This is a genomic window from Cupriavidus sp. H39 (assembly GCF_050271075.1).
GTDB lineage: Bacteria > Pseudomonadota > Gammaproteobacteria > Burkholderiales > Burkholderiaceae > Cupriavidus > Cupriavidus necator_B.
This window is the reverse complement of record NZ_CP189847.1, coordinates 227,585-250,831: the sequence shown is the minus strand read 5'-3', so window position 1 is coordinate 250,831 and position 23,247 is coordinate 227,585. Positions and strand designations below refer to the sequence as shown.

Below are 23,247 nucleotides of genomic sequence, written 5' to 3'. Positions count from 1 at the left end.
AGCCTGAGTTACGCCTCTTCTTGAATCAGGTACCGGTTGGGGTTCTTGCCAAGCCACGACGGTTGACGACCGCGGCCAGACCATGTCTTGCCAGTCTTCGGGTCCCGGTACTTCGGGGGCAGCCCCGATTTCGCCTGGCCTGCGTCACTTCCGGCAGGACGGCCACGACGGCGCTTGGTAATGTCTTCGACAGTCAGTCCGTACTCCGCCATCAGGTTCTGAATGTTTTCGATGACCGATGAAACCTCATTGGCACGGACCTCTTCCAGATGCGCTTCCAGCGCTGCCTTCTGAGCCATCAATTCTTTGTAAGTTGCCATTTGCCGTTTTCCTTTCCGGTCGACGGATGCAGATGGGGGATAGTTTATAGCCAATTTTCTCTTTGGCACATAACAACTTTTACCATCCCGGCGGTCGAATATCGAGAATCTCGCCTGAGGCCTCTGGATCAGCGGCAAAAGTCCATACAACATCATAGCCGGTGCGAGGTTCGATACTACGAGCGCGGGAACGACCAAATCTATATTTGGATCTGCGTACCGATTTCGATCACCCCCCGGTTTGCCGGTATGCCAAAATATTCCGCTGCATTGCCGGCGTTCCTGCTCATCGTTGCGAACAGGCGCTCTCGCCATAACGCCATGCCACTGCGGACGCCTGCCAGCGGAACGATGGTTTCGCGGCTGAGGAAGAACGAAGTTTCCATCATATCGATCTGCACGCCAGACCCCGGCGGCAACCCCTTCAGGGCCTGTGTGACGTCGGGCCGGTTCATGAAACCGAAGCGCAGCGTCACCAGATAACAATCGTGCCCGAGCGGCTCGACGGTGCCGCACTGGCTCAATGGCACCCATGGCACATCCTTCATCTTCACGGTAACAAACAGGATCCGCTCGTGCAGCACCCGGTTGTGATTGAGGTTGTGCATCAACGCATGTGGCACCACCTCGGGCGTTGCGGTGAGAAACACCGCCACCCCGGGGACGCGCGGCGGTAGTGCGAGGAACAGAGAATCCAGAAACGACTTGAGCGGAACGTCTGAATTCTCCAGTCGCTCGATCAATAGCTTGCGGCCGCGCAGCCATATCCGCATGATGACAAACATGCCGGCCCCGACAGCAAGCGGGAACCAGCCGCCTTCAGCGACTTTGAGCAGGCTAGAGGAGAGGAATGCCGCGTCCACCGCGATGAAGAATCCGGTGGCAAAGACCAGCACTTGCGGATCCAGGTGCTTTAAAACGCACGGTTCGTGCAACGGTAGCACATGTACATGGGCCGCCCCGGCATAGTGGCGGGCGAGCTGGTTCTGATGGAATACCTGCGCCGCTTCCACCCGGACCTGGTGCCGACCGAGGAAGAACTGCACGCGGTGCGCTTCGAGTTCGATCCGGCCCCGCCGCTGAAAACGCTGATTATTTCTGCGGCGAGATCCGCCTGAACCACTGGTTTCGCCGCGCCGCCGAATGGCACACGGAACCGGTGATCAAGCATATCTACCGCGACCCTGTCGCAGGACGAGGCCCGCCACGGCGGCGCCTACCTGCGCTACATGAAGAAGTACCTGGCGCAGTTCGGCGACAGCGCGCGCGGCCTTCGCCAAGATCGGCGTGCTGATGGCATCGGCCCGCCGCACCGCGAAGCCGCTGCACCCGACCAACCTGCACGTCAACAAGGCGCTGTTCCTCAACGACACGGTGCAATCGCGCAAGTTGTCGTGCAATCATCAAAGTCTCCCTGGGTAGTAATTGGATGGCGAGCGTAGCCGGCCGAACGGTCGACCGCGACGGGCCGGTATTTGCAGAGATCGGGGACAATCGATTCCCCGGGGCCCTGCCTAAGATCATCGTCGGCATTCAGTGATTGGGGAATTTAGTTGTTTAGGTTTCTGATATATAAGAACCCTCGCGAGGAAATGGCGGCCTGACGGCAAGACCCAGGGGTTGATAGGGTCAAGGGTGCGTGCCGGCTCCTTGATTCTTGCGCTGGGCGATGGCGACCGAGCCGCCAAGCGATGTGCAAAGCGGCGCACCAGAACATCGTTGAGGCCGATTGGATGGCTGGCGACGCCAATTCCGACTAGCCATTCGATACGTTCGAGCACTTGGGAGAACTGTCGCGTCGAGTGCTTCGCCGGGACAGCCCACAGCCAGTTCTGGATGTGCTGACCATCTGGTCGTACTTGTTTCATTGCGGCTACCCATCGTCGCCAGGTAGAGGGCGGGACAGTCGAGTGTATCGAGGCAGCGGCGCTGGCCTCAAGCTCGGTCAATGCCGACGCGACGAGACTTCGAAGGGCGCGATCGTGGAAGACGATCAATCGGTGCTGATACAGCCACCGGCGGGCATACGACAGCACTCGTTCCCGATCCGCAACGCGATACTTCGTCGCGCAACGCCCGCACAAGGGCCGGGCGCTGGTGTGCCACCATCCAGCGGAATCCGAGCATCTGGCAAGCTAAGAGCTGATGGTCGGATAACGTTCGGCCGCGAGCATAAAGCGCCCGTAACGAAGCGAGATCGGGTGTATCGATATCTAGCTCAATGGCTAGATGGCGAAGCAAGACCGGCGGCAGGATCCCGAACGCATTCAATGGGCAACCGGTCATGCGCAGGAAGCCGACGTGTAGCGCCAGGCCCAGCTTCATCATCGAGCCGCGTCGGCGCCCGATTAGTTCGTGCTCGGCGCGGCTGTATGTGAATAACGTCTGCAATTCGAAACTGCTAAGTTCACGCGGCACCTCCGCGCGCCCAAGTACGTGCTCTGAGCCTTGCGTCTCGTGCGCCTCCCATGCGGTGGGCCAAACACGATTGGGCGGCATGACTTTCCCCTGCCACGGAAGTTGCGCGCGCCATGGGATTGGCTCGAAGAATGACGAACGCCACCTTGCCATTGAATCCGGCGCCTTCCCACCGCGGCGACGAACGCGATGAAGCCACGCCCGGAGGCCCCTGCCGTGCGTGGCATGCCACGGTTCCGGGAGTGAGCCGGCCTTCTGCCAGCCCGGCAACGGCCTCTTCCTGAGCATGGAAGAGTTCGGGGACTCGCCGTCCACCGCGACCTTTTACTCTGGCGGCCGCACGGAGGTGCCACCTGGCGCCCCGCTGAAAACCGTGGCCATCCAGGATACCGGCGGCATTCCTCTGTGCGCTATCGCCCATGTCTTCGGCCAAAGCGGCTCGGCAATCCCGATCTGCACCTACTATTAGGATTCCACATCTCTCCTGGTTCGGCGACCTTTCCCAAGGTTTGCGGTCGAACGAGGCCTGGGTTGAAGGTGAAGAACCTTCGCCCTTGAAGTGATGTCCGCTGACACATTCGCCAAGGCGTAAGAAGACACATGTGGTCCCAGACCAGAGTGTGGTGGGGACCACTGGTCGTGGAGAGAAATATGGAACCCGCACCCTTTTCGCTGTCTCCCAATACGTACCCACGGGCGCTCAACGTCGTGGGCGAGAGGATCACGGTGCTTGCACCCGGAGCCGCCACTCAGGGTTATGAAGTCTTCCTGCAGCAAGGCGAAGAAGGCAGCGGGCCTCCACCGCATTGCCATGGCTGGGACGAGTCTTTCTACATCACCAAAGGCGCAGTCGAGATCGGTTATGGCGATCAGGTGGTGACTGCGACCGCTGGTACGTTTGTCCATGTGCCGGCCGGCACTGTCCATTACTTCCGCTTCGGCATGGGCGGAGGTGAAATGATCTCGGTCACGGGCCACGGCGGAAACGCGTCACGCTTGTTTGCGCGGATCGATGAGACGGTTCCCCCGGGGCCTCCTGACCTCGCTAAGTTGCTAGCCGTCGCACAAGAATGTGGTGTGACGATTTCGGAGTGACTACCGGGTGCGGGCGTGGGCACAGTCACCGAGCTAACCTCGAATTGCTGCTGGCGCGCAATGCGTCGGCCGACGCGTACAGCGCGGCGTTGACCGCTGCGGCGATGCTGGCGTTGGCCACTGGGGAAATCGGCAGAGGGGCTAACTAGCGGCACGAGCCTCTTATCTGCCGGGCTCGGACAACGCGCGCCTGCGCTTGGACCGCCAGGCGAACAGCAGTCCGATACCCAGGAGCCATCGGCGAAGATACGTCAGTGCCCAGGCACCGCTGCTCGACCATTTGTATGTACCAGGCGCCACGGTTCCCTCGATGCCTGTAGCAGCCGCGGCACTCTATTTCTTGCGCAATCCCTCTACCGGATCCGTCTCGAATGCCTGCCACAGTGCATCGCGTCGCTGCAGGGCTTCGATAACGGCCGGCTGGCGGAGTTGCGCGACTGCCGACACCAGCGCATTGCACAGGAAAAACGACGCCGTGTAGGAATCGAACGGCGACGCATTGGTGGTGCGCACCAGCAGATGGTGATTTGCCAGTGGCACGAGCGGCGCGGCAGGGCTGTCGCAAATGGCCACGACGCGGGCGCCCACGTCGCGAAATGCCCTGGCGATGGTGACCGGCGCACTGGAATAGCGGCGAATGCTGAACGTGAGCAACACGTCTTCTGGCTCGACCCATAGCATGGCGTCGGTGGCCGTCACGGCGCCCGCGCCCAGTTCCTGGACGTTTGGCCGGCACATGTTCAGATGCAGGGCCAACCAGGCGCTGACTGGAGCGCTGTTCTTTTGGGCGAGGATAAATACCCGCCCTTTTCCGCCGGCCAACAGGCGCGCAATCGCCTCAAAGGCGGCGAAATCCAGCGATTCGTGCGTCGCCGTCAGGTTGTGCTGGTCGTGCATGAAGGCGTCGTCGAGGCAGGCGCGCAGGTTGCGCTTGCCGCCAATCAGCGCCGGCGCGCGCTGGCCCGCGGTCGGCAGCGCTGCCGTTACGTTGGCACGTGCCTCACGCTGGGCGTCTGCATAGCTTGCATAGCCGACCTTGGCAAACAACCTCACCACCGTCGACGCACTGGTGCCGTGCTGTGCGGCCAGCGCCGTTGCCGATTCGAGCAGCACATGCGGATAGCCTCGCGTCAAGGCATCGGCCAGTTCGCGCTCGCGTGCCGTCAGCGTGGCCGCTTCGCGCGCCAGTCGGTCAAGCAGCGTGTCGCCATGAGCGACAGTTTCGTTGCGGGTATTTGTCATGTTGACACCGTGCAATACGCATTGCATGATTATACCATCACTGCAATTATTATTTCATCGCCGTTTCACCGCAATCCATCGCCGCTCCCTGGTTGGGAAAGAGGAAACCTATGCAAGTTGAAGACGTTGCGCCCGGCACCGATGCGCTCGACTGGCTGCAAAGCCAGAATCAGGCGATGCAGGATTTGCTGCAGCAGATCGTGGATATCGACAGCGGCAGCCGCCATGAAGCCGGTGTGCAAGCCGTGGCCGAGACGCTCGGTGCCCACCTGAAAGCCGCCGGCATTGCTGTGCGCTTCCATGCAGTGCCTGGATACGGCGTTTGCCTCGACGCACAAGTGCCGGGTTCTGGCGACGGCCTGCCTGTCCTGTTGATGGGGCATATGGATACGGTTTATCCCGTGGGTACGGCGGCCAGGCGCCCGTTCCGCGTTGAAGGCGGGCGTGCCTTTGGCCCGGGCGTGGCCGACATGAAGTCCGGCCTGGTGCTCAATGTGTTCGTTGCTGAAGCGCTCGCGCGGCTGGGCCGGAACGCTCCTCCAGTGCGGCTATTCTTCTCGTGCGACGAGGAGATCGGCTCGCCCGCCACGCGCGACCGCATCATGACGGTCGCACGGGAAGTGCGCGCTGTCTTCAATGCCGAGCCGGGCCGTGTCAGCGGAAATCTCGTGACGGGCCGCAAAGGCTCGATGGTGGTCGAGTTTGAGGTCGAGGGCGTGGCCGCGCATTCGGGGATCAATCATGCCCATGGCGCCAGCGCAATCGACGCGTTGGCGCGCAAGGTCCTGGCACTGCACGCACTGACCGATGCCGCATCAGGCGTCACGACTAATGTCGGTTGCGTGCAGGGCGGGATCGTGCCGAATATGGTTGCGCCGCACGCGAAGGCGCAGCTCGATGTGCGCTTTACCGCCGAGACCGATATGGAGTCGCTCTATGGCCACATCCGCGAGATCATCGAAGCGGAATCTATTCCGCGTACACGCGGCAGCATCACCGATATGCGCCGGACCATGCCGATGGCGACGACGCCGGACGCGCTGCTGGCGCTCTACCAGCGCAGCGCCGAGCGAGTCGGCTTTGCGGTCGCCGGCGAATTCACCGGTGGCGCCGCCGACAGCGGCCTGACCAGCTCCGTCGGCACGCCTACGCTGTGCGGCACTGGCCCGGTGGGCGGCCACCCCCATACCGAGCGCGAGTACTGCGAGCTTTCAACCTTCGTGCCGCGGGCGCAGGCCTTGGCGCTCGCCATCCTCAGCCTGCAATGAGCGGCATGTCCCGCCATCGCCGGAATCCCTGACCCATCCAGCCTTTGCCATCATGCAGAACCTGCCCTTCTCCCGCCGTCGCATCGTTGCTATTGGCCTGAGCGCCGCCACCATTGCCGCCGCCGCGCCGCTTGGCGCCATGGCACAGGACAGCTGGCCCACCCGGCCCATCACGCTGGTGGTTCCCTTTCCGCCTGGTGGTTCGGTCGACATCATGGCGCGGCAGTATTCGGAACCGCTGTCGCGCATTCTCGGCGTGCCGGTCGTTGTCGACAACCGTCCCGGTGCCGGCGGCTCGGTCGCGACGCAAGCCGTCGCCCGCAGCAAGCCAGACGGCTATACGCTGGTGGTCTCATCGCAAAGCAGCCACCTTGCCAATCCTCTGACGCAGCCGCGCATCGGCTACGATCCGATCAAGGACTTCGAGAACATTGCCATTCTCGGTCGCCAGCCTAACGCGCTCGTCGTGCACGCCAGCCTCCCGGTCCGCACCTTTGCCGAGCTCATCGCCTATTCGAAGAAGAACCCTGGCAAGCTGGACTACGGCAGCGGCGGTGCCGGCAGCATGGGGCAGCTCAATGTCGAGATGTTCAAGGCGAGCACGGGAGCTGTTGCCACGCATATCCCATACCGCGGCGGCTCGCAACTAATCACCGCGGTGCTGAGCAACGAGGTGCAGTTCATCCTCGACAACGTGGTCATCATGCTCCCGCACATCAAGGACGGTAAGGTACGCGCCCTGGCGGTCGCCTCAGAACAACGGCTCGAACAACTGCCCGACGTGCCTACGCTGGCCGAACTCGGCCATCCGGAACTGAACCTGAGCTCCTGGACCGGCATCGCGGCGCCGGCCGGCACGCCCCAACCGGTGGTGCAGAAGATCTACCAGGCCGTGCGCAAGGCCGCCACGGATCCCGCCATGCAGGGCGCACTTCGCTCACGCGGCGTGGTGCCGCCGGAAGACATGGCGCCGGCCGCATTCGAACGCATGATGGCTGACCGGCTGCAGCGCTATGGCGAGGTGGTCAAGCGGGCGAAGATTTCGGCGGAGTAAGGAGTTGAGTCCATGCCGGGCGGTCGATGCCGTTCTACGACGCGGGTCGGCCCGCGCTTGCCAGACAGAGCGTGTCGTTTCCAACGACATCATGTCCGACGACGCCAGATCAGAGCGTCCCCAATGCTGGGCAATCGGATGCTGGTGCGATCGGGATGTACACTCACGTTCGCGATCGATGGGGAATTTTCTATGACCAGCCTATTCCCTTGGGCGCCGCGGAATTCGTACGCCTGCAGCGAAATGCTAACGAGCAGGTCCATTCGCACTCCCGGATATAGCCAGTTGCGGGCACTGCTTGCGCAATGCCACCTGGTTGGTGTCGATATACGTGCGCACGCCGTCCATCATGATGGCCAACTGGTGGTTCAAACAGGCCGCGTCCTTCGAAACCTCGACCTCTTTCGCGGACTCGAAGGCCGCCAGTACCTTCTCCCTCGCTACATCAGCGCCCATCCAGGCTATCACGCGGATGAACGTGTGCACCTTCTTGCCGCGCGGCAGCAACTTGGCGGCCTCGGTCGCCGGAATCATGATCTTTTCCATCGTCTGCTGAATCCAAAAAGAAATGCCCTCCGAAGAGGGCGATGAATGGGGCGGTACCGCTCAGAGCCAGGCCGAACGGACGAGCTTCATGACGCTGCGTGTCCTGCGAAGCTTGCGCACATGGGACGCCAGAGCATCCCGATCAGCGCAATCGCAAGACCACAGCCAAACAACTGCGGTCGCAAGAGACCTTCATCCGGAGCGGTGACGACAAAGAAGAGCGCGACGAACAACACGGCAACGATCGCGAGGACCGCACCGCCAGACGCGCGAGAATGAATAACCATGGCAACACTCCTGTTGAACGGAAGCCTTGCCCATAGGGACAAGGCCCCTATGGGTGAAGAAAAAGCTGTGCCGGCAGAGCCAGCAAGGTCGATGCGTCGAAGACGCGGTAAGCACGGCAATTCTAGCGCCCAAGTTCCCGCGCTTCAAAAGAAAAATGCCCGCCCCCTTTCGGGGTAGCGGGCATAGGAAAAGATCGGGACGTGCGCGCAACTACTGCGCAGCCAGCGCAACGACATCAATGACACCGTCTGCGTCGTCGACCAGGTCCGGCGTCTGGGAAATGAAGAACTCGCGCTCGTAACCTCCGACCCGCAGTACTTCGCGCTTCATTTTCATGAAGGCGCGCTTGCGCTCCGGATCCAGCGGCCCGTCTGCCTCGTCGGTGAAAAGCGTCTGGAAGGCATGCTGCGCGTGCTGCGCCCGGTAGAGCGCAATACCCCGCGTCAGGCACTCGTTGATCCACACCTTCTGCCCTCCACTGATCACACCAAACTCCTTCGAGCTGTCGTTCTCAGCGTCGAGCACGGCGATGGAAAATCCCTCCCGGGCTTCGCCGCTGGCAAGCAGCGTCTGCGTCTGGATCGCGATGGTGAATCGCGGCCCGTAGCAGGCGAGCAACAGATCGTTGACGATGCGGGTAATGGCTGGCCCGGCGTCATCGATCGACAGCGCGATCACGCCGTCGTTGCCGAGGCCCTTGCCAAGGAGCTTCCACAGCGCAATCTCGTCGGACAGGCGTTGAACCTGCGCTTCAAGGGTGGGCAGACCGGCGAGCTCGCGCTCGATGCGGTCGCGATCGGTGGCCAGGGCACTTTGACGACGGATCAATGTTTCGATCTTGCCGTCGGCCGCGCTCACCGCCTCGCGAACACCCACAATGCGGCGATCCAAGTCGGTGACCAAGGCCGTCACGTCTGTTGTGGCCAGCGCATCCACCTCCCGCTGCACTGCTGCCAGTTGGGATTCAACATCCTGGATATCCCGGGCATGCCGGCTGTTCCGTTCAGTCTCCTCCTTCGCCACCGCAGCCAGATCACAGCGGGCCTTCTCAAGGGCGGCCGTAGCACTGTCAAGCAAGGGGCGCTGAGCCGCCAGAGCGGTCAGGCGCTGCAGTTCCTGGTTGTCCCGCGTGATATCGCGCTGCAGGACCGACACCGCTTCCCGTGCCGCTGGCAACCGCTGCAAGCTGACCTCCATCGGCTTCAGGGCTTCTTGCTTCTCCCTGTAGCTGGTGCGCAGCTTTGTCACGACAACGGCCTGTTCCTCGTACTGTCCCTTGGCCTCGCGGGCCTGGGCCAGCAACGGGCATTGGCTGTGCATCGCATGGCCGGTGCAAGGAACCGTGTCCATCACGTCGGTCTGGGCCTTGAGCGTTCGCGCCAGCTTCGCTGCCACCGAGCCTCGCTGTTCCATCTCGCGAAGCTCTGCTGCCAGTGTCGCATGCCGCGTCGCCACGGCTTCGGCCTCGGCGAGTTCCCGCTGCCTGTCGGCAAGTTGTGCGTGGCGCTGGCCAAGGTCCAGCTGGACAGTATCGCGTCGCGCAGCCGCTGCGGTGATCGCCTCCGATTGGGAAAGGGCCGCCTCGCTGGCGGTGGCGGCCTGCTGAAGTTCTCGCCGGCGCGCCGCAGCCTTGGCGGCCGCCGCACGATCATCCGCGGCCAGCTGCTGGCCACGTGCCCCTAGCTCCCGCTTGCGCTGATGCAACTCGCGCAATCGGGCCTCGGTACCGGCCGAGGCTGCCTGCTTGGCCGCCAGCGTAGCACGCTCCTGCTCCAACTTGCTGCCGCGGCTCAACTCCTCCACGCGCAGCGCCCGTGCCGATTCGAGTGCCTGGTCAAGCTCGCGAATCTCAGCAGTCATCGACACTGCGGTGTCGCGCTTGCCGGACAGCACAAGCACGTCCCGCTGCAGGCTATCGAGCGACCGGCTCAACGCCTTCGCCACATCGCCGGCCTTCGCCGACAACTCGCGCAGGTGATCGATGCCGAGCAACTCCGCTAGCAGCCGCTTGATCTCGGTCGGCTGGTAGCTCGCCAAAGGACGTCGGTTCTGTGCAGAAAAGACGCTGGTGAAGAAGGCTTCGGCGGAGCCGAGCACCGAGTCAAGGCATCGGCCGTAGGTGTCGGCCTTGCCGTCGGATACGGTTCCGTCTGGCAGCTGCACTGGATTCCAGGCGCCGGCGGCATCCTTCTCGAACAAGTAGTACTCCGCCTTGCGGCTCTTGCCCGGGTTGCGGAATGCAAACGCCGATCGATAGACCTTGCCACCATGCTCCCACTCCAGATCCTTCTCAGCGCGGGGAGCGCAAAGGTGGTCCCAGTACGAGAATGCATCGGCCGACATCTTGCTGGCATGGCTCGGCATGATGGGATAGGGATGCAGGTTGTCCATGATCGTCGTCTTGCCGGCACCGTTCGGCCCAACAATCGCGATCAGGCCGCCAGGCAGATCCATCAGATCCACCGTCACGCTATCGCGATGCATGCCATCGCGGATGCCGTGAAAGCCAGCAAGGGTCAGTTTGAGTGGGCGCATTCGGCCACCTCCGCACCAGTGAAGGAATGCAGGTAGTCAGCCGGCACCTCCATCGCTTCGCCTTCGAATACGGGCAGTTCAGGAGCTGCCGGCATGTCCTCCTCCGGCTGGCCAGCAATGGCGCGTTCGACAGAACGCACCGCGGCAGAGAACTGGCTTGCGGCCATCTCGAGCAGCGCCTTCCAGTCATCCAGGCCGGTAATGGACTTCAGCTCCAGGGCGCTCCACTGCCCGGCAAAGCCGTTCGAGAACGACCAGATCAGGTCCTGCATCTCCTTGGACGGTGCAACGGAAAACCAGGTATTGCCACCATCGGTGGCAATCGCCATCACGAGCATGTGCCCGCGCTTGGCGATCACCGCTCCGCGGTCACGGCCAAAGGGTTCGTACAGCATGCACTGCGTGAAGCCGTGCTTGTCACACAGGCGTTTCGCCAGTTCGGTGCGTGCCAGGACAGCCTCGGCGACATGGACCCACGAGGGGCCGGCGTGGTAAAGAATCATCTTGCACTCCAGTGGGCGGAGCGCGCCCCCTCACGGGTAGCACCCGCCAGGGTTAGAAGGAATTGGATACTGCTGGGTCGATGCGTCAATGACGCGGGTGAAACCGGGTTTCGACAGCCCTTGCGGCTGTCGGAACATGGCTTGCGCATGCTCTAAGGGTTAGGCGGGTTGCCCCGCGAACAGGTCATCGGTAAGCCAATCCATGCTGGACGGCTCGGGCGACGGCGCTTGGGCGACCGGCGTCAGGCTGTCAGGCTCGCCGCGGTCGACCACGACAGGGGTCTCGAGGACGCCTTGCGTTGCCTCGGCCGGGACAGCCCGCAGCTGCGCCAGCACGCCGTCTGCGATTGCTTGCGCATCGAGCGTCTCCAGCATAGCCAGGCGGTCTGCCAACGGGCCCGTATCAACGCCGGTGAGCTCACCCCACCGGGTCAGCTTATCGGGCAGGGTCGCGGCGCGACTGATGCCTTCGGCACGACTGCGCACTGCCGGCAGAACCCGCGCCTCGACCTTGAGCTCAGCGCTCCGGGCAAACAGTGCCTGGATAGCATCGCGGTCGACCAGCTGGCGATGCTCTTCGTTGACGGTCCAACGAACTCGCACGAACTTGTCAACAGCTTGCGCAGCAACTTCGGCAAGCTTGGCCATGTCCGGCGGGCCGTCGAAGTCTACGCACAGCGTCTCGCGCGCCGGCGTGGCCACCAACGACGCGCTGGCGCGGCCCGGAGACACCTGCCATTGCAGATAGCCCTTCTCACCGATCTCGCCATAGTGGAATCGCCCGATGGAGCCGGGATACGCCACTACCCTGCCCTCGCGCGCCCATTGCTGGGCACGGTGAATATGGCCGAGCATGAAGGCATCACATTCGGCGTCGAACAGCGCGCCGATGGTGAACTCGTGGTCAAAGCCGGCCATCGGCACGCCGTGCTCCGTCTGGCAGCCATTGACCGTGCCGTGCGACACACCGACCGTCGGCACGCCATGGGATCGCCACTGTCGATTGACGGCGCCCGCGGCGGCCAGGTAGTCAGCCAGATAGTCACCAACCGCCGTCGCCGCACCGGCAACGCCCACCGCCGCAGCCAGGACCGCCTTGTTGACGGTTGGCACGCAGGTGAACACCACGGCTGGCTTGCCATACTGCACCATGAGCGCGCCAAACTCAGCGCCGGTAAAGACCGCGCCATCCGACGGTACGAACTCGCCTGCGCAGAGCGCGACTTGATGGATGCGATCGGCAACGTAGACCGGATGCTGCGCCCCAATCAGGCGGAACAGATCCAGCGTGCCTTGCGGTTCATGGCTGAACGTGCCCTGGAGAATCAAGACCGGCATATGGGCCGAGAGATGATGGATCCGATGCGCGAGAGCCGAGAGGGCCGGCGTATGCGCGTCCAGGCGGTGATCGGTGGAGTCTCCCGACACCACCCCTACCTGACAGCGCGATGCAATCGCATCGTCGACCGCAAAGCCGAAGCAGCGGTCCGCCTCGGCCAGGTGGCTGGGCGAGTAATGCAGATCTGAGAAGTGTCCCAGACGCAGGCAATCGCCTTCGTTGAGCATGCTACCTCCTGAAAAAATTGGCTGTGCCGGCAAGGCCCCAGCGCGTGGAAAAGAAAAAGGACGCCACAAGGGCGTCCGTAAGGTGAGCCAGTCGGGGGGCTGGCTTAGGGGGTAATCTCAGCCGCAATGGCTTTGACCTGCTCACGATATGCAACCGGGTTGTTCTCCAGCGCAACTCGCATGTCGTGAATAGCCTGCCGGACTGCGGCGGGCCGCTTGGTCCAGCCGGCGCCAAAACTAGCCTGCAGGAAGTCGCGCAGGTCCTTGCGATCGGGCTCCTTGTCGAAGCCCAACCGCGTGGCCAACTCGTTGAACGCCGCGGCCAGGTCCTCGGCATCCGATGCCTTGGCACCTTGCACCGGCTGCACGCTCGACGGCGATTTCTCGGCATCCAAGGGAGGAACACCGGGCGACTGATCCAGCTGCGTCTGCGGAGTGTTCTCGAGCGCCGTGACCGCCTGCTGCGCGGCTTCGACGTGCGAGAGCCGCGGGCGATCCGAGCCGTCGAGGAAACCGGCCAGGTCCAGATCGGCATTGAGCGTGATGAGCCATTGCATCTGGCGCACCGGCTTGCCGAGTTCAGGATCGATCCGGCTGATCTCGACCTCCTGCTTGCTTACAAAGAACTCGACGCCGACCAGACGTCCGCGCGCCAGCGCAACCGTCTGCATGGCAGCGTGGGCCTTCTGGAGCACGTAAATTGAGGTGGTCGGCATCTGGATCAACCCAAGACCCCGGGTCGCCGGGACCGCAAAGTAGAACGCCGCGGACAGGTTGCAAACGCCCTGCTGATACTGTGGGCAGCTGTGCGGGTCGCAGCGCCCGTCGGGGATGGCATCGTCCTGCCGGAGTATGATCGGGCGGCCACCCCACACGCGTCTCGCTCGGCTCGCGCGCGCTTCGCGCTGCACCGGCGCATACGTCTTGCAGTAGCGCAACCCATCCGGCCCGTACTCCGAAAAGAACTGCTTGCCGCTCGCGGTGTAAGTCACCAGCTCGTTGGGCATGTTGCGCAGCCAGTCGTCGAAGGCGAACACCACCGGAAAGCGCCATAGCTTGCGGCCGTTGCCGTCGCCGCGGTCTTCGCCGTAGCGCTGCAGGATCTCCTCGGCCACTGCGGGGTTGGTGAAGTCCGACCCACGGCAGGTAAACCACGGTACGTTCTTCGGCACAAGCGCATTGCGCAACTGGGTTCTGCGCGCAATCTCCAGCCCGATAGCCTCATAGGAATGGCCCTGCGCCACCATGGCGTCGTGGATTCGCACGGCTTCAGAATTTTCCCGGGCCTTGCGGGTCAGGACCTTGATGCCCGGCCGGATCTTGCCGATGATCGGCGGACGCATCGGCCGCTCTTCTAGCAGGCTTCTGGGTCCGTCGAAGCCGCCGTAGGTGATGGGTGCATGCATACGTTCAATCTCCTTTCAGAGAGAAAGCGAACGACACTCGCCCGGATGGACGCAGCATGCTCCCGAAGGCGCAAGGCTGTGTCTGCCCCGCGCTGGGTCGTTACGGTGTTGAGGAAGGCCGCTCGCGCGGCTTCCGGAAGACTGGCGACATGTGCCGCCTCACAGAGGTTGCGCCATGCCGCCGGCATGTCCTTGTACATCGGACGGCGGCGCTCCAGCGTCGCCGCAATCACGGCGCAAATCTCGGAATCCTGATGCATGGCAGATTCTCCCGAAATGGTCTCTTACAAACGACAAAAGCCCGCGTCCCGGGTACGCCGGAAAGCGAGCTTTGCTTGAGAGACCTGGATGCCACGCCCCTTCCGGGGGCGTGGCACTCAGGGAGCAACGCACAAAGGCGCGCCGCTCATGCGGAGGACGTAAAGTCGTCCTCGTGCAGCATGGTCACGCTGCACAACAACCCATTTCGCGAACCCACAGGTTCGGCCGCAGGTTCACGGATCGGCTCGACGTCAGCCGTTCTGCCTAGGAGGGGCTTGGAGAGAGACGCCACATGGTCCCAGGCTCGAACGGTGTCCAGCGTGCGCTCATGAAGAGGCACAGCCAAAGACGCGTATTACGAGCTGATGAGGGAAGTGCTCGGCGAAAACACTTATCACAAGGAATATCCACACCGGTAGCCAACCGGTCGGCGCGTGCGCAAATTGCACGACTTGAAGCAGAAGATGGACTCTCAGGGAGTCAGGGTCGATGCGTGAGTGACGCGAGGTGTGAGTGAATTGTGGCACATCACAGGCTGAGGAAAAGGCAGAAAGCTCGCGAATTTGGTGTCTCTTTCTCCGAGCGTGCCAAGCGCAATGTATCTCAAAATTCCAGCTGAGAGAGATTCCACAGCATGGACCATGGCCGAACTTTCCCGTCCTCTTCCCGATAGCGACTCGCGACCCATACCGCCAGTTTCATCGTTAGATCCGCCTCCAGACAGCGCAGCGTCGAACACAGGCCCGAAGCCAATTCGGCGCATGCTAAGCGAGGGACGCGTTGCAAAGATTGTCCCGCAAACGGACAGCGGCACGGAGGTGTCCTATTGCACTGACTTCGTGCGCAACTTCCTCCGCAGCGACTACAACTTTTGCACCTCCAAGTTCTCGGTGGCCAGCAAAGGAAAAATCCTCGCGCTCGACGACGCCTTTCGACAGGCGCAGGAATGGATGGATGCGAGACTGCAGTGGATCGAATCCAAGCCCCGGCGCCATCTGAGCCTGGAGTTCCACCATCGGGAGATCGTTGTAACGCATTCCTTGGCAGGCCGGCTCATTCGCCTGCTGAACCAGCACGACAGGCTCCTCCATCGAACCCTCGGCGCATACATCGCGCAATCGATCTCCGATGCGGAGAAGGATGATGCAGTCGTCGGGGCGGCCAAGCACATTCGTGCGATCCATCACCTCTGCATTCCTGACAACGATCAGTTCGGACCAGACGGCCAACTGATCGAGAAAGCCTGAAACTCGCTCCAGAGACCGATATGGACATCAAGGAAATCGAGCGTCTGCACGCACAGTACGCAGCCCCTCCCGTCACCATTGAGATGCAAGCCTCTGGGACAACCAGGCTTGACGCACTGTCTGCAGCGCAACCGAGCCAGCCGCCGTCCCAAGGTGGTCACTCAATCGTGGCGCGCATCAGGCCCATCCACTGGCAATGTCTGGGGATTCTGGCCATTGCCGTGCTGGCATTCGGCGGAGGTCGCTGGCTCGCGTCCAATGAAGCGCACAAGGCTCCGGCGAAGACTGCCGCTGCACAGCCAGAAGCCACCGGCTCGCCGCCCACGGACAGCGGACACGAATGGCCCGCGTCACAGCCGTCCGTGTCGCAGCAACCGGTTGCGCTCGGCCCTCCAACGATTGCACCGCCCGCAGCGCCCGAGACCCACTCAGGCGCATCCGCGAGCACGCCAACTCCGGCGCAGAGCCATGCCAAACCTCAACCACCGAAGGTCCAGGCGCCCAAGCAGCCTGCCTCCGTCCCGACGCCCGCACGCCAGCCGGTAGCCAGCGCCGCCCCCAGCAACCCGGCGCCGCCAGCGGCCGGTCGTGGCAACGAAATCAAACTGTTCTGATCCCGTCATGAATGCCCCGCGAAACTTCAGTTTGATCCAGGCTGGTCTCAGCATCCACGGACACGTCAGCTCCGATCACGGCGTCAGTTGTTTCGGTCTGGTCGATGGCGATCTTCGTTCGTCCCGAGGCCTCGTCCATATCGGCGCAGAAGGGTTGGTCCGCGGAACCGTCGAAGGCGACCATGTGCTCATCGACGGCACCGTAGAGGGCGACGTTGCTGCCCGGGTGTCGCTCCATATCAATGGTCGCGTGAAGGGCCGGATCGCCTATGCCGGCACCATCCGGCTTGGAAGCTCCGCGGCTCTGGAGGGCACAATCGCGCGAATTTCCGCACTCACCTTCGGCGACAGTACGGGACCGACGATCGAAGAGGCCGTCTCGCCGGCAACAGAAGGTGACACCACGGCAAAAGCGTGAGCATGCTCGAGGAGTTTTTCCGGAAAGCGAGCATATAGACATCGTCTTTCTGCCAAAGCAAAAAAAAAGGGCCCGGCGCTGGATAGCGTCGGGCCCTTTTTTATGCCCGGTCTGGCAATTCTCGCATGCTCACCATCTCTTCTATGGTGAAAAGGTTTCTTACGGTAATCCACGCTCCACGGTAGCCACGCTCATCAATGAAAGCGACGAGCGGCACGCGGCCATCGATGATGCACCGAAACTGCCTCGCTCCGCGCACGGCATCTTCGATCGAGTATCGTCGACCGTGTCGCAGTTCAAACTCGACATTGCCCTGCGACAATCGGATGCCCGGCGCAATGGCTGGGCCGGGCGATGCGACAACCGCAAGCCAGTCATCAAAGGACTGCATATTCTCGCTGCGGACATCAGCAAACCACTGGTCCACACGCTTCGCGATTCCCTGCCGCGGCAGGTGGTCGACGTCCATCACAAGAAGTTGGGGTTCCAAAGCTCGCTCCTCTGGAGCCCCATGCCGGCAGCACCTGCTCTGCCTCTGGCAACGGCCTGGCCGATGGCCATCCATTTCTGCCAAGCGAATGATCCGAAGCATTGTTGCGGATCGAGCAAAGTTGTCTGACATGGGATCCAAAAAGAAAAAGCCCGGGCACGCCGGGGCTTGAGCCTGCTACCACCACTTCAGCACCTACCATCGGCACTTCTATGGTTCGCTTGAGGCTAGTTTTAGAAATGACAGCGAAAGACCGCCACATGGCTGTCGGTGAGATAGCCCAAGACGAAGGAGGATGCCGTCCTAAGCGATCACTTCGACACACTCACCGAACCGCGGAGGAGCAATGCGATCCAACGGCGTAACCGATGCCCACAGGACGGGATATGCCGGGGCCGCGGGCGGGAATTCGCCGTAGAGGTCCGTCAGGTAGACAAGGAATGCCGGTGCAATGCCTTCCTGCTCGAGCCATGCGAATGGCGGCCGGAAACTGGTGCCACCGCCGCCTTTCAGCGGGGCGAGGTCGAGCACATCGTCTCGATCAAACACCTGGACCTGGGTGACCCGGGTATCGCAGTCGATTACGATGAGCCGGGCCGGCTGCAGTTGCTGGTGCACCGCAATAATTTCCGCCGCGAACTGCCGCTGCGTCTCGTCGAAGACGGAGCCGCTGGAGTCGCGCACGAACACCGCGTCTCCCACCGCCTCGGAATGCAAGGAGGGCAGGTAGAGGCCCAGGTGTGCATAGCGGCGATTGGGCGCCTTCCAGGTGTAGTCAGCATGGGCAGCCTCGGCGGCGAAGCGGTGCAGCACGGCCCGCCAGTCCACCGACGGCCGCAGCGCGGCTTCCACCAGGTGCTGGAGATCGCCGGGCAAGGCGCCGCGCATCTTGGCCGCTTTCGCGGCCTGACTCACGGCGACCCGCCATTCGCTTTCGACGGCCGGCTTGTCGGCGCCCGTGTACTGGCGGACTTCGCCGCATCCGTTCGGCTCTGGCGGCGACGGCTCGCCGTCGGACGGCTGCGGCGCCGCGCCTGCTGCGCCGCCGGCGGATGGCTCCGGCTGCTGCGACGATTCCTCCTGTCGTAGCATCGCGTAGATTTCCTCCGCCGACTTGCCAAGGTAGCGGCCATCGAGCAAGACCCCTTGTGGCAGCTTGAACTGCGCATTGAGGACCAGCGGATTGACCGCATAGTCGCAGGCCCGGTTCCACCGATGCTGCTCACGTGCACCCATGCGCCAGCAGTGCCCGTTGGCCACATGCAGGACCTCATGGGCCAGGACGCCGCGAAGCTCCAGGTCATCCAGCTTGTCGAGATATGCCGGGTTGTAGCCCAGGCTCACGCCGTCGACCCACATCGACTCGCAAGTGGCGTCCTCGACGATGGCCAAGCGCAGGGCCAGCGCGCCAAAGAACGGCTGCGACAGCACCAGCGCTGCGCGCTGCTTCACGATTCGATCATGCATGGCGGCCTCACGCGGCAAGCAGCTGCAGCATCGGCATGTCGCCCGCCTCGCGCGTCAGCGCCGGCGGCGGGCCACCCATGAATGCTGCCATCTGCGCCTCGATTTCCATCGCACGCTCAGCCACGTTCAGGCGCAGCAGCGGGTCATCCTTGAGCTGCGCCCCGGTATAACAGGCCAGCTGTTCCTGGGTCTTGGCGAGAATCTCCGTCAGGACCGGATCGTCGGAGAAGTTCAGCCGCGGCAATAGCGCACTGAGCTCGCGCACCTTGTCGGCAACGTCAAGCCGCACGTTGCCTTCCCCATACAGGCGGTTGGCAAAGTGCTGCACTGCTTCGTAAAGACGGCCGACCAGGTCGTCGTTCGCGGCTTTCACCGCACCCAAGACCTTGGCGTCCATCTCTTCACGAATGCCGTGCAGGACGTCGGGCGGCAAATCGATGCCGAACTGGCTGGCATCGGGGAACGGCAGCACGGAGAAGCGCACACCGAATTTGCGGCGCAGCTCTGCCTCGGTCGGATAATCGGCCTCGTCAAAGAGCCCATTGAGCGCAATCCGGGCTTCGTCCTTGAGCCGCGGATAGTCGGCAAGAAACTGAGCCGTCGCCGCGTCGAACTGATCGCGCAAGGCCCGCAGCTTCTCGGCGACGTCCATGTAGACAGCCGTGGGAAGCAGGCGCACGCCGAGCTGATCATAGTTTAGCGAATGGCTATCGAAGAGCGCGCGAGCGCGGTTGCCGATGGCACATACTTCCTTGTACGACGTCGCGCCATCGGTCAGCAGCCGCTTGTTGAAGCGGCCAATGTCCTTGGCTTCGTGCTTGGCCTCGACTTCTTGCGTTGCACGAGTGTCGAACCGGCGCGCGCGCCAGACCGAGATATTGAGCGTCGCGAGCATGACGCGGGACGTCAGGTTGGTAATGTTCATGATGGATTCCTCAGAGGGAGTCGCCGCGCGAAGGCGGCAGGAAATGAAAATGGCCGGCTCAGGTAAGACCCGAGACCGGCCGGCAGATGTGGTGATGCGGGAAAGCGACCTACTGGCCGCGGATGTGGGCGCCAATGGGGCCGCCCTGCGCCACGATGAACGCTGGGGTACTGGCGATCGCTGCATCGCGCTCCACGGCGTCACGGACCAGCAGCACGGCAAATTCACCGAGCCCGGCTTCGTGCAGCCGATTCGCGTAGACCATCACGCGATCGAAGTTGTTGGCATTGGCCAGGCGCGCCAGCGCCGTGACGATGCCGTATTGCACAGCCACGTCAGTCGGAATCGGCGCCGTTGACGGCGCAGCGAGGACGCCGTCTGGCGAAGGCATCTGGCGAAAGAGGCGCTTGAACGCCACAAATTCTGTCGCAGCGCCCTGCCCCACGGCGCCTGCGAAGGCGACGTGCTCCAGTTCGGCGGGCACAACCTGCGACAGCTTGCCCACCATTCCCCAGGACCGCGGGCTCGGCAGGTTCTCAATCTCGCGGGTGCGATTCGCCGACAGCAGCAAGTCCGGCCGAAAGCGCAGGAATGCAATCAGCTCCGGCGGCTGGCCCGTCGCAACGGCCCAGCGCGTCCAGTCCTCGATCGACGTGGTCAGCTCCACGATGGTCGCGAAGCGGGACTTCAGCGGATCGAGAATGTTGAAGACGCCCGCGTTGTCGATGCGGCGATTGGTCGCAGCAACGAAGGTGACGTGTGGCGGCAGCACGTGCTCGCCGATTTTCCGGGCGAGCAGCAGCTGCATCTTGGCGGCCTGGACCGCGGGTGTGGCCTGGCCCAGGTCGTCGATGAACCAGACCAATGGGCGGCGAGCGCTGAGCGCGCGTTCCAGATCGCCGAAAGGCAGAAAGCGTGCATGCGCGCCGTCGGCCGACGGAAAGGGCAAGCCTTTCGAATCGGTCGGGTCTTCGACCACCGGGTGCGAGATCAGCAGCTCGTGGTCAGCGTCCGAGGCAGCCCGGGCGACGATGTCGCTCTTGCCGATGCCGGGCGCTCCCGTCACAAGGACCGGCAGCATGGCCGGGATGCAGGCGGCGAGCAGTTTTTGCAGTTGGGAGGGGTTCAGTTCCATGGGATTCCTCAGGGGAAGTCCCACAGGCCGTCCCCCACAGGGAGCGGTCCCTGTGGGAAGGCTCAAGAGATGGCCGGCTTGCCGGCGTTGGGGTCGATGCGTCAACGACGCAGGTAAAACAGTGTTTGGACTGATCCGTATCAGTGCGAACACCGCTTTGATGACGAAAGGCTAACGCTTCCGGCCTTTGCCGGTAACGACGAAAGCTCGGGCAAACAGTGCGCGATTCAACGAAGCTTCCCCGGCCCGGAGGGGCCAGGGAAGTTCATCAAGCCGCGATGGCAGCAGGAAGGGCTGTTTGCGCGAGCCGGACCCGTGCATAGGAAAGCGTCCCATCCTTGGCGCGCAGCGGTCGCGACATGCCGCGTCGCGGATTGCAGATACGATAGGCGCGAGCGCGGCCGCGTGGCATGTCGATGATTTCCGAGAAGCCCTCGGCAATACAGAAATCGACGTACTCGCGACCGTTCAGCACCTTGCCGCCTTCCAGGCGCCAATTGGAGGCCTCCGCGCGCTTGCGGGCGTCCTCGAACTCGCGCGCGGCCACGCGGTCGGCTTTCGCTGCTGCCGCCTCGTGCTCCCAACACTCCTGCTCCGCTGGCGAGAACCCGCACAGCTCAAAAATGCGCCGGCGGCGCAGCGCCGCGGTGCACTGCAGGAGATCGACACCGGTCAATTCACGCAAGGCGCGCTTGCTATCGGTGTTCCAGTCCTTGGGGCTGTCGAAAATCTCCAGCACCGCGGCGACGTCGCGCTGCAGGATAGCCAGCGCGACCTTGTTGGCCCAGTTGTAGCCTGCGCAGGTGCGATCGGCGACGGCGCGCCGCGCGATGTCATCAAAGTGCCGCTGGCTGATCTCCAGGGCTTCGCGCTGGGCCCTGGCGCGCTCCATCGTCGCGTTGAATCGCCGTTGCGTCGTGAGCGCGTGGATGCGTTGCGCCAGCGGCGACACCGGCGTCGCGGCCGGCCCTCGCGCAGCGTCGAGAGCCGCAGCCGTACGCGGCTGCAGGATGCCAGCTGAAAACAAGGCGTCGTCGATCTGGACGAGCCCACAATCCACCGGCAGCCTTCGCACGATGGCGAGCAGCTTCCCCGCGTTGTCCGCTGTGATCTTCAGTCCATCGTGCCGCATGACGTGGCAGAGGCCCTGCAACTGCGCAGGCGATAGCGCGCCACGCAGTGCCGGCACTTCGATCAGCGGCCGCAACCAGGCCAGATCGTGCTTGCCGATCTCAGGATCGTCACGGTAGGCGCTCAGTACGCATTCGCGCACCTTCTCGCCGCGCAGCAAGGCATAGGCAACATGCAGCTCGTGGCGCGCGTTTGGGCTCGCGTCTGGTGCGTATGCGGGGCCCTGCCGACCGTAGCCGAAGCGGCGACGGAACTCATTGTCGACGAAGGCTGCGATGTCAAAAGGTCCCTCGGCTTCAAACAGATCCCGGGTATGAAACAGCGGCCCGGCTTCGGCGGCAGCCAGATCGATCGCCTCCTCAGGGAAGAACGCCAAGCGGCCCGCTGCAACGACCGCGCCCCAAGAGGCGCGGCTCATCTCATGCGGGCGCAGGACCTTGCCGTCCACCCGGACGATGTACCGCTCAACCTCATCGAGGACCTGTACCAGGATCGAACGAGCCGTCCCGCGCGGGCGCACTGCCATCCGGCCCGACTTCAGTTGATGCACGGCGATATCACCGCGCTCGACATGGCGCACGGTGACGTCTGCCGGCCGCGGTGCGGCCACGCCTCGGCGGTCTTGGTTGAGGTATTCCAGCACGCCGGCGAGCGTCGTGCGCATTTCGGATCGGGCCGATCCTATGGAAATTACGTACATTTGTGCTCCGGAGACGGAACACGCCCTCTCGGGGCGTGCCCCGAGAGGGTTGGAAAATGCCGTGGTGCTACACCAGGGCGGCAATGCGATGCGCAGGCCGGCGACGTGCGACCACCCGAGCGGCTGCGAGTTGCGACAGCAGTTCGGGACAATCGATGCGCCAGATTGCGCCGCCTTGAGTGGGCCCAGGCGACACGCGGCCCGTGTCCGTGAACTTGCCGGTGGCCAGCAGCGCCGCTTTGAGATCCGCCGGAAGGTTCCAGTCGGCGGCCACGCAGAATTCGCCGTCGAGCAATGGCGTGCCCGGCAAGTTGACGCTGAGCGAGGCATACGGCATGCCGTCGTCTGCGCAGATCAGCTGGATGGCCGGGCGCAGGTTGGCGTCGTAGAGACCGACGCGCAGCTGCACGCCGGCGGGATAGCTGGCCACGCCAGCACCGAAGACAATTGCGTCCATCGAGGGTATTCCCAAAGTTAGAGGGCGTTGCCCCAACGGGACGACGCCCGTGTGGGTCTAGAAGCGAAAAACGCACCCTGATTGGGTGCGTTCGCGCGGAGAGCCGACGGATCGGCTATGAAAATTGGAGGGTGTTGCAGCCTCCATAACGAAGGCTGCCC

At 63.1% G+C, this 23,247-nt stretch carries 23 protein-coding genes and 2 pseudogenes; 8 read left to right on the top strand and 17 right to left on the bottom strand.

Annotated elements, in window-relative coordinates; all coding sequences use genetic code 11:
• Positions 1-8: 8 nt before the first annotated feature.
• Both ACOCMH_RS13515 and ACOCMH_RS13510 read right to left on the bottom strand, forming a co-directional pair.
• A complete protein-coding gene (locus ACOCMH_RS13515) occupies positions 9-320 on the bottom strand; it encodes an H-NS histone family protein (protein WP_427308771.1) in 312 nt (103 codons plus the stop codon).
• A 200-nt stretch (positions 321-520) separates the two neighbouring features.
• Positions 521-1,264, bottom strand: a complete 744-nt coding sequence (locus tag ACOCMH_RS13510; protein ID WP_427308770.1) for a KUP/HAK/KT family potassium transporter — start codon at positions 1,262-1,264, stop codon at positions 521-523.
• 36 nt (positions 1,265-1,300) lie between these two features.
• Here ACOCMH_RS13510 and ACOCMH_RS13505 point away from each other — a divergent pair.
• Positions 1,301-1,706 (top strand): annotated as a pseudogene (locus tag ACOCMH_RS13505) (ferritin-like domain-containing protein); the annotation flags it as partial.
• Between the two features lie 549 nt (positions 1,707-2,255).
• Here ACOCMH_RS13505 and ACOCMH_RS13500 read toward each other — a convergent pair.
• Positions 2,256-2,819, bottom strand: a complete 564-nt coding sequence (locus ACOCMH_RS13500) for a DUF4158 domain-containing protein (protein WP_427308768.1) — start codon at positions 2,817-2,819, stop codon at positions 2,256-2,258.
• Between the two features lie 570 nt (positions 2,820-3,389).
• On the opposite strand from ACOCMH_RS13500, the gene ACOCMH_RS13495 reads away from it, so the two are divergent.
• Entirely contained in the window at positions 3,390-3,833 is a 444-nt protein-coding gene (locus tag ACOCMH_RS13495) for a cupin domain-containing protein (protein WP_427308766.1), read from the top strand.
• A gap of 333 nt (positions 3,834-4,166) precedes the next feature.
• Here ACOCMH_RS13495 and ACOCMH_RS13490 read toward each other — a convergent pair whose 3' ends face one another.
• The gene (locus ACOCMH_RS13490) at positions 4,167-5,075 is read right to left on the bottom strand and encodes a MurR/RpiR family transcriptional regulator (RefSeq protein WP_427308764.1); all 909 of its coding nucleotides are present in this window, start codon (positions 5,073-5,075) and stop codon (positions 4,167-4,169) included.
• A 110-nt stretch (positions 5,076-5,185) separates the two neighbouring features.
• Between ACOCMH_RS13490 and ACOCMH_RS13485 the strand changes: the two genes are divergently transcribed.
• Together ACOCMH_RS13485 and ACOCMH_RS13480 are read left to right on the top strand one after the other, a co-directional pair.
• A complete protein-coding gene (locus ACOCMH_RS13485) occupies positions 5,186-6,343 on the top strand; it encodes a M20 family metallopeptidase (protein ID WP_427308762.1) in 1,158 nt (385 codons plus the stop codon).
• A gap of 52 nt (positions 6,344-6,395) precedes the next feature.
• Positions 6,396-7,397 carry a Bug family tripartite tricarboxylate transporter substrate binding protein gene (locus ACOCMH_RS13480; RefSeq protein ID WP_427308761.1) on the top strand — a complete coding sequence of 334 codons (1,002 nt, stop codon included), beginning with the start codon at positions 6,396-6,398 and terminating at the stop codon, positions 7,395-7,397.
• 24 nt (positions 7,398-7,421) lie between these two features.
• On the opposite strand, the pseudogene ACOCMH_RS13475 reads toward ACOCMH_RS13480, so the two are convergent.
• The 8 genes and pseudogenes from ACOCMH_RS13475 to ACOCMH_RS13440 all read right to left on the bottom strand — a co-directional run.
• Positions 7,422-7,544: pseudogene (locus ACOCMH_RS13475) on the bottom strand (Tn3 family transposase); the annotation flags it as partial.
• A gap of 99 nt (positions 7,545-7,643) precedes the next feature.
• On the bottom strand, positions 7,644-7,943 hold the full coding sequence (locus ACOCMH_RS13470) for a hypothetical protein (protein WP_427308759.1): 300 nt from the start codon (positions 7,941-7,943) through the stop codon (positions 7,644-7,646).
• An 86-nt stretch (positions 7,944-8,029) separates the two neighbouring features.
• Positions 8,030-8,230: a hypothetical protein gene (locus ACOCMH_RS13465; RefSeq protein ID WP_427308757.1), complete on the bottom strand. Its 201-nt coding sequence runs from the start codon at positions 8,228-8,230 to the stop codon at positions 8,030-8,032.
• Between the two features lie 211 nt (positions 8,231-8,441).
• Complete coding sequence (locus ACOCMH_RS13460; RefSeq protein ID WP_427308755.1) at positions 8,442-10,766, bottom strand: AAA family ATPase; 2,325 nt, start codon at positions 10,764-10,766, stop codon at positions 8,442-8,444.
• Entirely contained in the window at positions 10,748-11,269 is a 522-nt protein-coding gene (locus ACOCMH_RS13455; protein ID WP_427308753.1) for a hypothetical protein, read from the bottom strand. The genes ACOCMH_RS13460 and ACOCMH_RS13455 overlap by 19 nt, the downstream gene beginning before the upstream one ends.
• A 159-nt stretch (positions 11,270-11,428) precedes the next feature.
• Positions 11,429-12,835, bottom strand: coding sequence for a metallophosphoesterase family protein (locus tag ACOCMH_RS13450; RefSeq protein ID WP_427308751.1), 1,407 nt, complete (start codon positions 12,833-12,835; stop codon positions 11,429-11,431).
• Positions 12,836-12,939: 104 nt separating this feature from the next.
• The gene (locus ACOCMH_RS13445; protein WP_427308749.1) at positions 12,940-14,241 is read right to left on the bottom strand and encodes a hypothetical protein; all 1,302 of its coding nucleotides are present in this window, start codon (positions 14,239-14,241) and stop codon (positions 12,940-12,942) included.
• Complete coding sequence (locus tag ACOCMH_RS13440) at positions 14,190-14,429, bottom strand: DUF7696 family protein (protein WP_427309215.1); 240 nt, start codon at positions 14,427-14,429, stop codon at positions 14,190-14,192. Before ACOCMH_RS13440 ends, ACOCMH_RS13445 begins: the two co-directional genes overlap by 52 nt.
• 714 nt (positions 14,430-15,143) lie before the next feature.
• On the opposite strand from ACOCMH_RS13440, the gene ACOCMH_RS13435 reads away from it, so the two are divergent.
• Genes ACOCMH_RS13435 through ACOCMH_RS13420 form a run of 4 tightly spaced genes read left to right on the top strand, consistent with a single transcriptional unit; the run spans position 15,144 to position 17,400 of the window.
• Entirely contained in the window at positions 15,144-15,749 is a 606-nt protein-coding gene (locus ACOCMH_RS13435) for a hypothetical protein (protein WP_427308747.1), read from the top strand.
• A 20-nt stretch (positions 15,750-15,769) separates the two neighbouring features.
• On the top strand, positions 15,770-16,363 hold the full coding sequence (locus tag ACOCMH_RS13430; RefSeq protein ID WP_427308746.1) for a hypothetical protein: 594 nt from the start codon (positions 15,770-15,772) through the stop codon (positions 16,361-16,363).
• A 7-nt stretch (positions 16,364-16,370) separates the two neighbouring features.
• Positions 16,371-16,781 carry a bactofilin family protein gene (locus tag ACOCMH_RS13425; protein ID WP_427308744.1) on the top strand — a complete coding sequence of 137 codons (411 nt, stop codon included), beginning with the start codon at positions 16,371-16,373 and terminating at the stop codon, positions 16,779-16,781.
• Positions 16,759-17,400: a hypothetical protein gene (locus ACOCMH_RS13420; RefSeq protein WP_427308742.1), complete on the top strand. Its 642-nt coding sequence runs from the start codon at positions 16,759-16,761 to the stop codon at positions 17,398-17,400. The genes ACOCMH_RS13425 and ACOCMH_RS13420 overlap by 23 nt, the downstream gene beginning before the upstream one ends.
• Positions 17,401-17,574: 174 nt before the next feature.
• On the opposite strand, the gene ACOCMH_RS13415 is transcribed toward ACOCMH_RS13420, so the two are convergent.
• The 5 genes from ACOCMH_RS13415 to ACOCMH_RS13395 all read right to left on the bottom strand — a co-directional run bounded on the left by ACOCMH_RS13415 (position 17,575) and on the right by ACOCMH_RS13395 (position 23,086).
• Positions 17,575-18,738 carry a vWA domain-containing protein gene (locus tag ACOCMH_RS13415; RefSeq protein ID WP_427308740.1) on the bottom strand — a complete coding sequence of 388 codons (1,164 nt, stop codon included), beginning with the start codon at positions 18,736-18,738 and terminating at the stop codon, positions 17,575-17,577.
• A 7-nt stretch (positions 18,739-18,745) separates the two neighbouring features.
• Positions 18,746-19,663: a hypothetical protein gene (locus tag ACOCMH_RS13410; protein WP_427308738.1), complete on the bottom strand. Its 918-nt coding sequence runs from the start codon at positions 19,661-19,663 to the stop codon at positions 18,746-18,748.
• Positions 19,664-19,772: 109 nt separating this feature from the next.
• Positions 19,773-20,798 carry an ATP-binding protein gene (locus tag ACOCMH_RS13405; RefSeq protein ID WP_427308736.1) on the bottom strand — a complete coding sequence of 342 codons (1,026 nt, stop codon included), beginning with the start codon at positions 20,796-20,798 and terminating at the stop codon, positions 19,773-19,775.
• 268 nt (positions 20,799-21,066) lie between these two features.
• Positions 21,067-22,593, bottom strand: coding sequence for a hypothetical protein (locus ACOCMH_RS13400; RefSeq protein WP_427308735.1), 1,527 nt, complete (start codon positions 22,591-22,593; stop codon positions 21,067-21,069).
• A gap of 103 nt (positions 22,594-22,696) precedes the next feature.
• Complete coding sequence (locus ACOCMH_RS13395) at positions 22,697-23,086, bottom strand: hypothetical protein (protein WP_427308733.1); 390 nt, start codon at positions 23,084-23,086, stop codon at positions 22,697-22,699.
• Between the last annotated feature and the right edge of the window lie 161 nt (positions 23,087-23,247).

Excerpts from the sequence above, each read along its gene's own strand:
- ACOCMH_RS13515 (WP_427308771.1), bottom strand. The coding sequence starts at position 320 with ATGGCAACTTACAAAGAATTGATGGCTCAGAAGGCAGCGCTGGAAGCG.
- ACOCMH_RS13500 (WP_427308768.1), bottom strand. The coding sequence starts at position 2,819 with ATGCCGCCCAATCGTGTTTGGCCCACCGCATGGGAGGCGCACGAGACG.
- ACOCMH_RS13495 (WP_427308766.1), top strand. The coding sequence starts at position 3,390 with ATGGAACCCGCACCCTTTTCGCTGTCTCCCAATACGTACCCACGGGCG.
- ACOCMH_RS13490 (WP_427308764.1), bottom strand. The coding sequence starts at position 5,075 with ATGACAAATACCCGCAACGAAACTGTCGCTCATGGCGACACGCTGCTT.
- ACOCMH_RS13485 (WP_427308762.1), top strand. The coding sequence starts at position 5,186 with ATGCAAGTTGAAGACGTTGCGCCCGGCACCGATGCGCTCGACTGGCTG.
- ACOCMH_RS13480 (WP_427308761.1), top strand. The coding sequence starts at position 6,396 with ATGCAGAACCTGCCCTTCTCCCGCCGTCGCATCGTTGCTATTGGCCTG.
- ACOCMH_RS13470 (WP_427308759.1), bottom strand. The coding sequence starts at position 7,943 with ATGGAAAAGATCATGATTCCGGCGACCGAGGCCGCCAAGTTGCTGCCG.
- ACOCMH_RS13465 (WP_427308757.1), bottom strand. The coding sequence starts at position 8,230 with ATGGTTATTCATTCTCGCGCGTCTGGCGGTGCGGTCCTCGCGATCGTT.
- ACOCMH_RS13460 (WP_427308755.1), bottom strand. The coding sequence starts at position 10,766 with ATGCGCCCACTCAAACTGACCCTTGCTGGCTTTCACGGCATCCGCGAT.
- ACOCMH_RS13455 (WP_427308753.1), bottom strand. The coding sequence starts at position 11,269 with ATGATTCTTTACCACGCCGGCCCCTCGTGGGTCCATGTCGCCGAGGCT.
- ACOCMH_RS13450 (WP_427308751.1), bottom strand. The coding sequence starts at position 12,835 with ATGCTCAACGAAGGCGATTGCCTGCGTCTGGGACACTTCTCAGATCTG.
- ACOCMH_RS13445 (WP_427308749.1), bottom strand. The coding sequence starts at position 14,241 with ATGCATGCACCCATCACCTACGGCGGCTTCGACGGACCCAGAAGCCTG.
- ACOCMH_RS13440 (WP_427309215.1), bottom strand. The coding sequence starts at position 14,429 with ATGCCGGCGGCATGGCGCAACCTCTGTGAGGCGGCACATGTCGCCAGT.
- ACOCMH_RS13435 (WP_427308747.1), top strand. The coding sequence starts at position 15,144 with ATGGCCGAACTTTCCCGTCCTCTTCCCGATAGCGACTCGCGACCCATA.
- ACOCMH_RS13430 (WP_427308746.1), top strand. The coding sequence starts at position 15,770 with ATGGACATCAAGGAAATCGAGCGTCTGCACGCACAGTACGCAGCCCCT.
- ACOCMH_RS13425 (WP_427308744.1), top strand. The coding sequence starts at position 16,371 with ATGAATGCCCCGCGAAACTTCAGTTTGATCCAGGCTGGTCTCAGCATC.
- ACOCMH_RS13415 (WP_427308740.1), bottom strand. The coding sequence starts at position 18,738 with ATGCATGATCGAATCGTGAAGCAGCGCGCAGCGCTGGTGCTGTCGCAG.
- ACOCMH_RS13410 (WP_427308738.1), bottom strand. The coding sequence starts at position 19,663 with ATGAACATTACCAACCTGACGTCCCGCGTCATGCTCGCGACGCTCAAT.
- ACOCMH_RS13405 (WP_427308736.1), bottom strand. The coding sequence starts at position 20,798 with ATGGAACTGAACCCCTCCCAACTGCAAAAACTGCTCGCCGCCTGCATC.
- ACOCMH_RS13400 (WP_427308735.1), bottom strand. The coding sequence starts at position 22,593 with ATGCGCACGACGCTCGCCGGCGTGCTGGAATACCTCAACCAAGACCGC.
- ACOCMH_RS13395 (WP_427308733.1), bottom strand. The coding sequence starts at position 23,086 with ATGGACGCAATTGTCTTCGGTGCTGGCGTGGCCAGCTATCCCGCCGGC.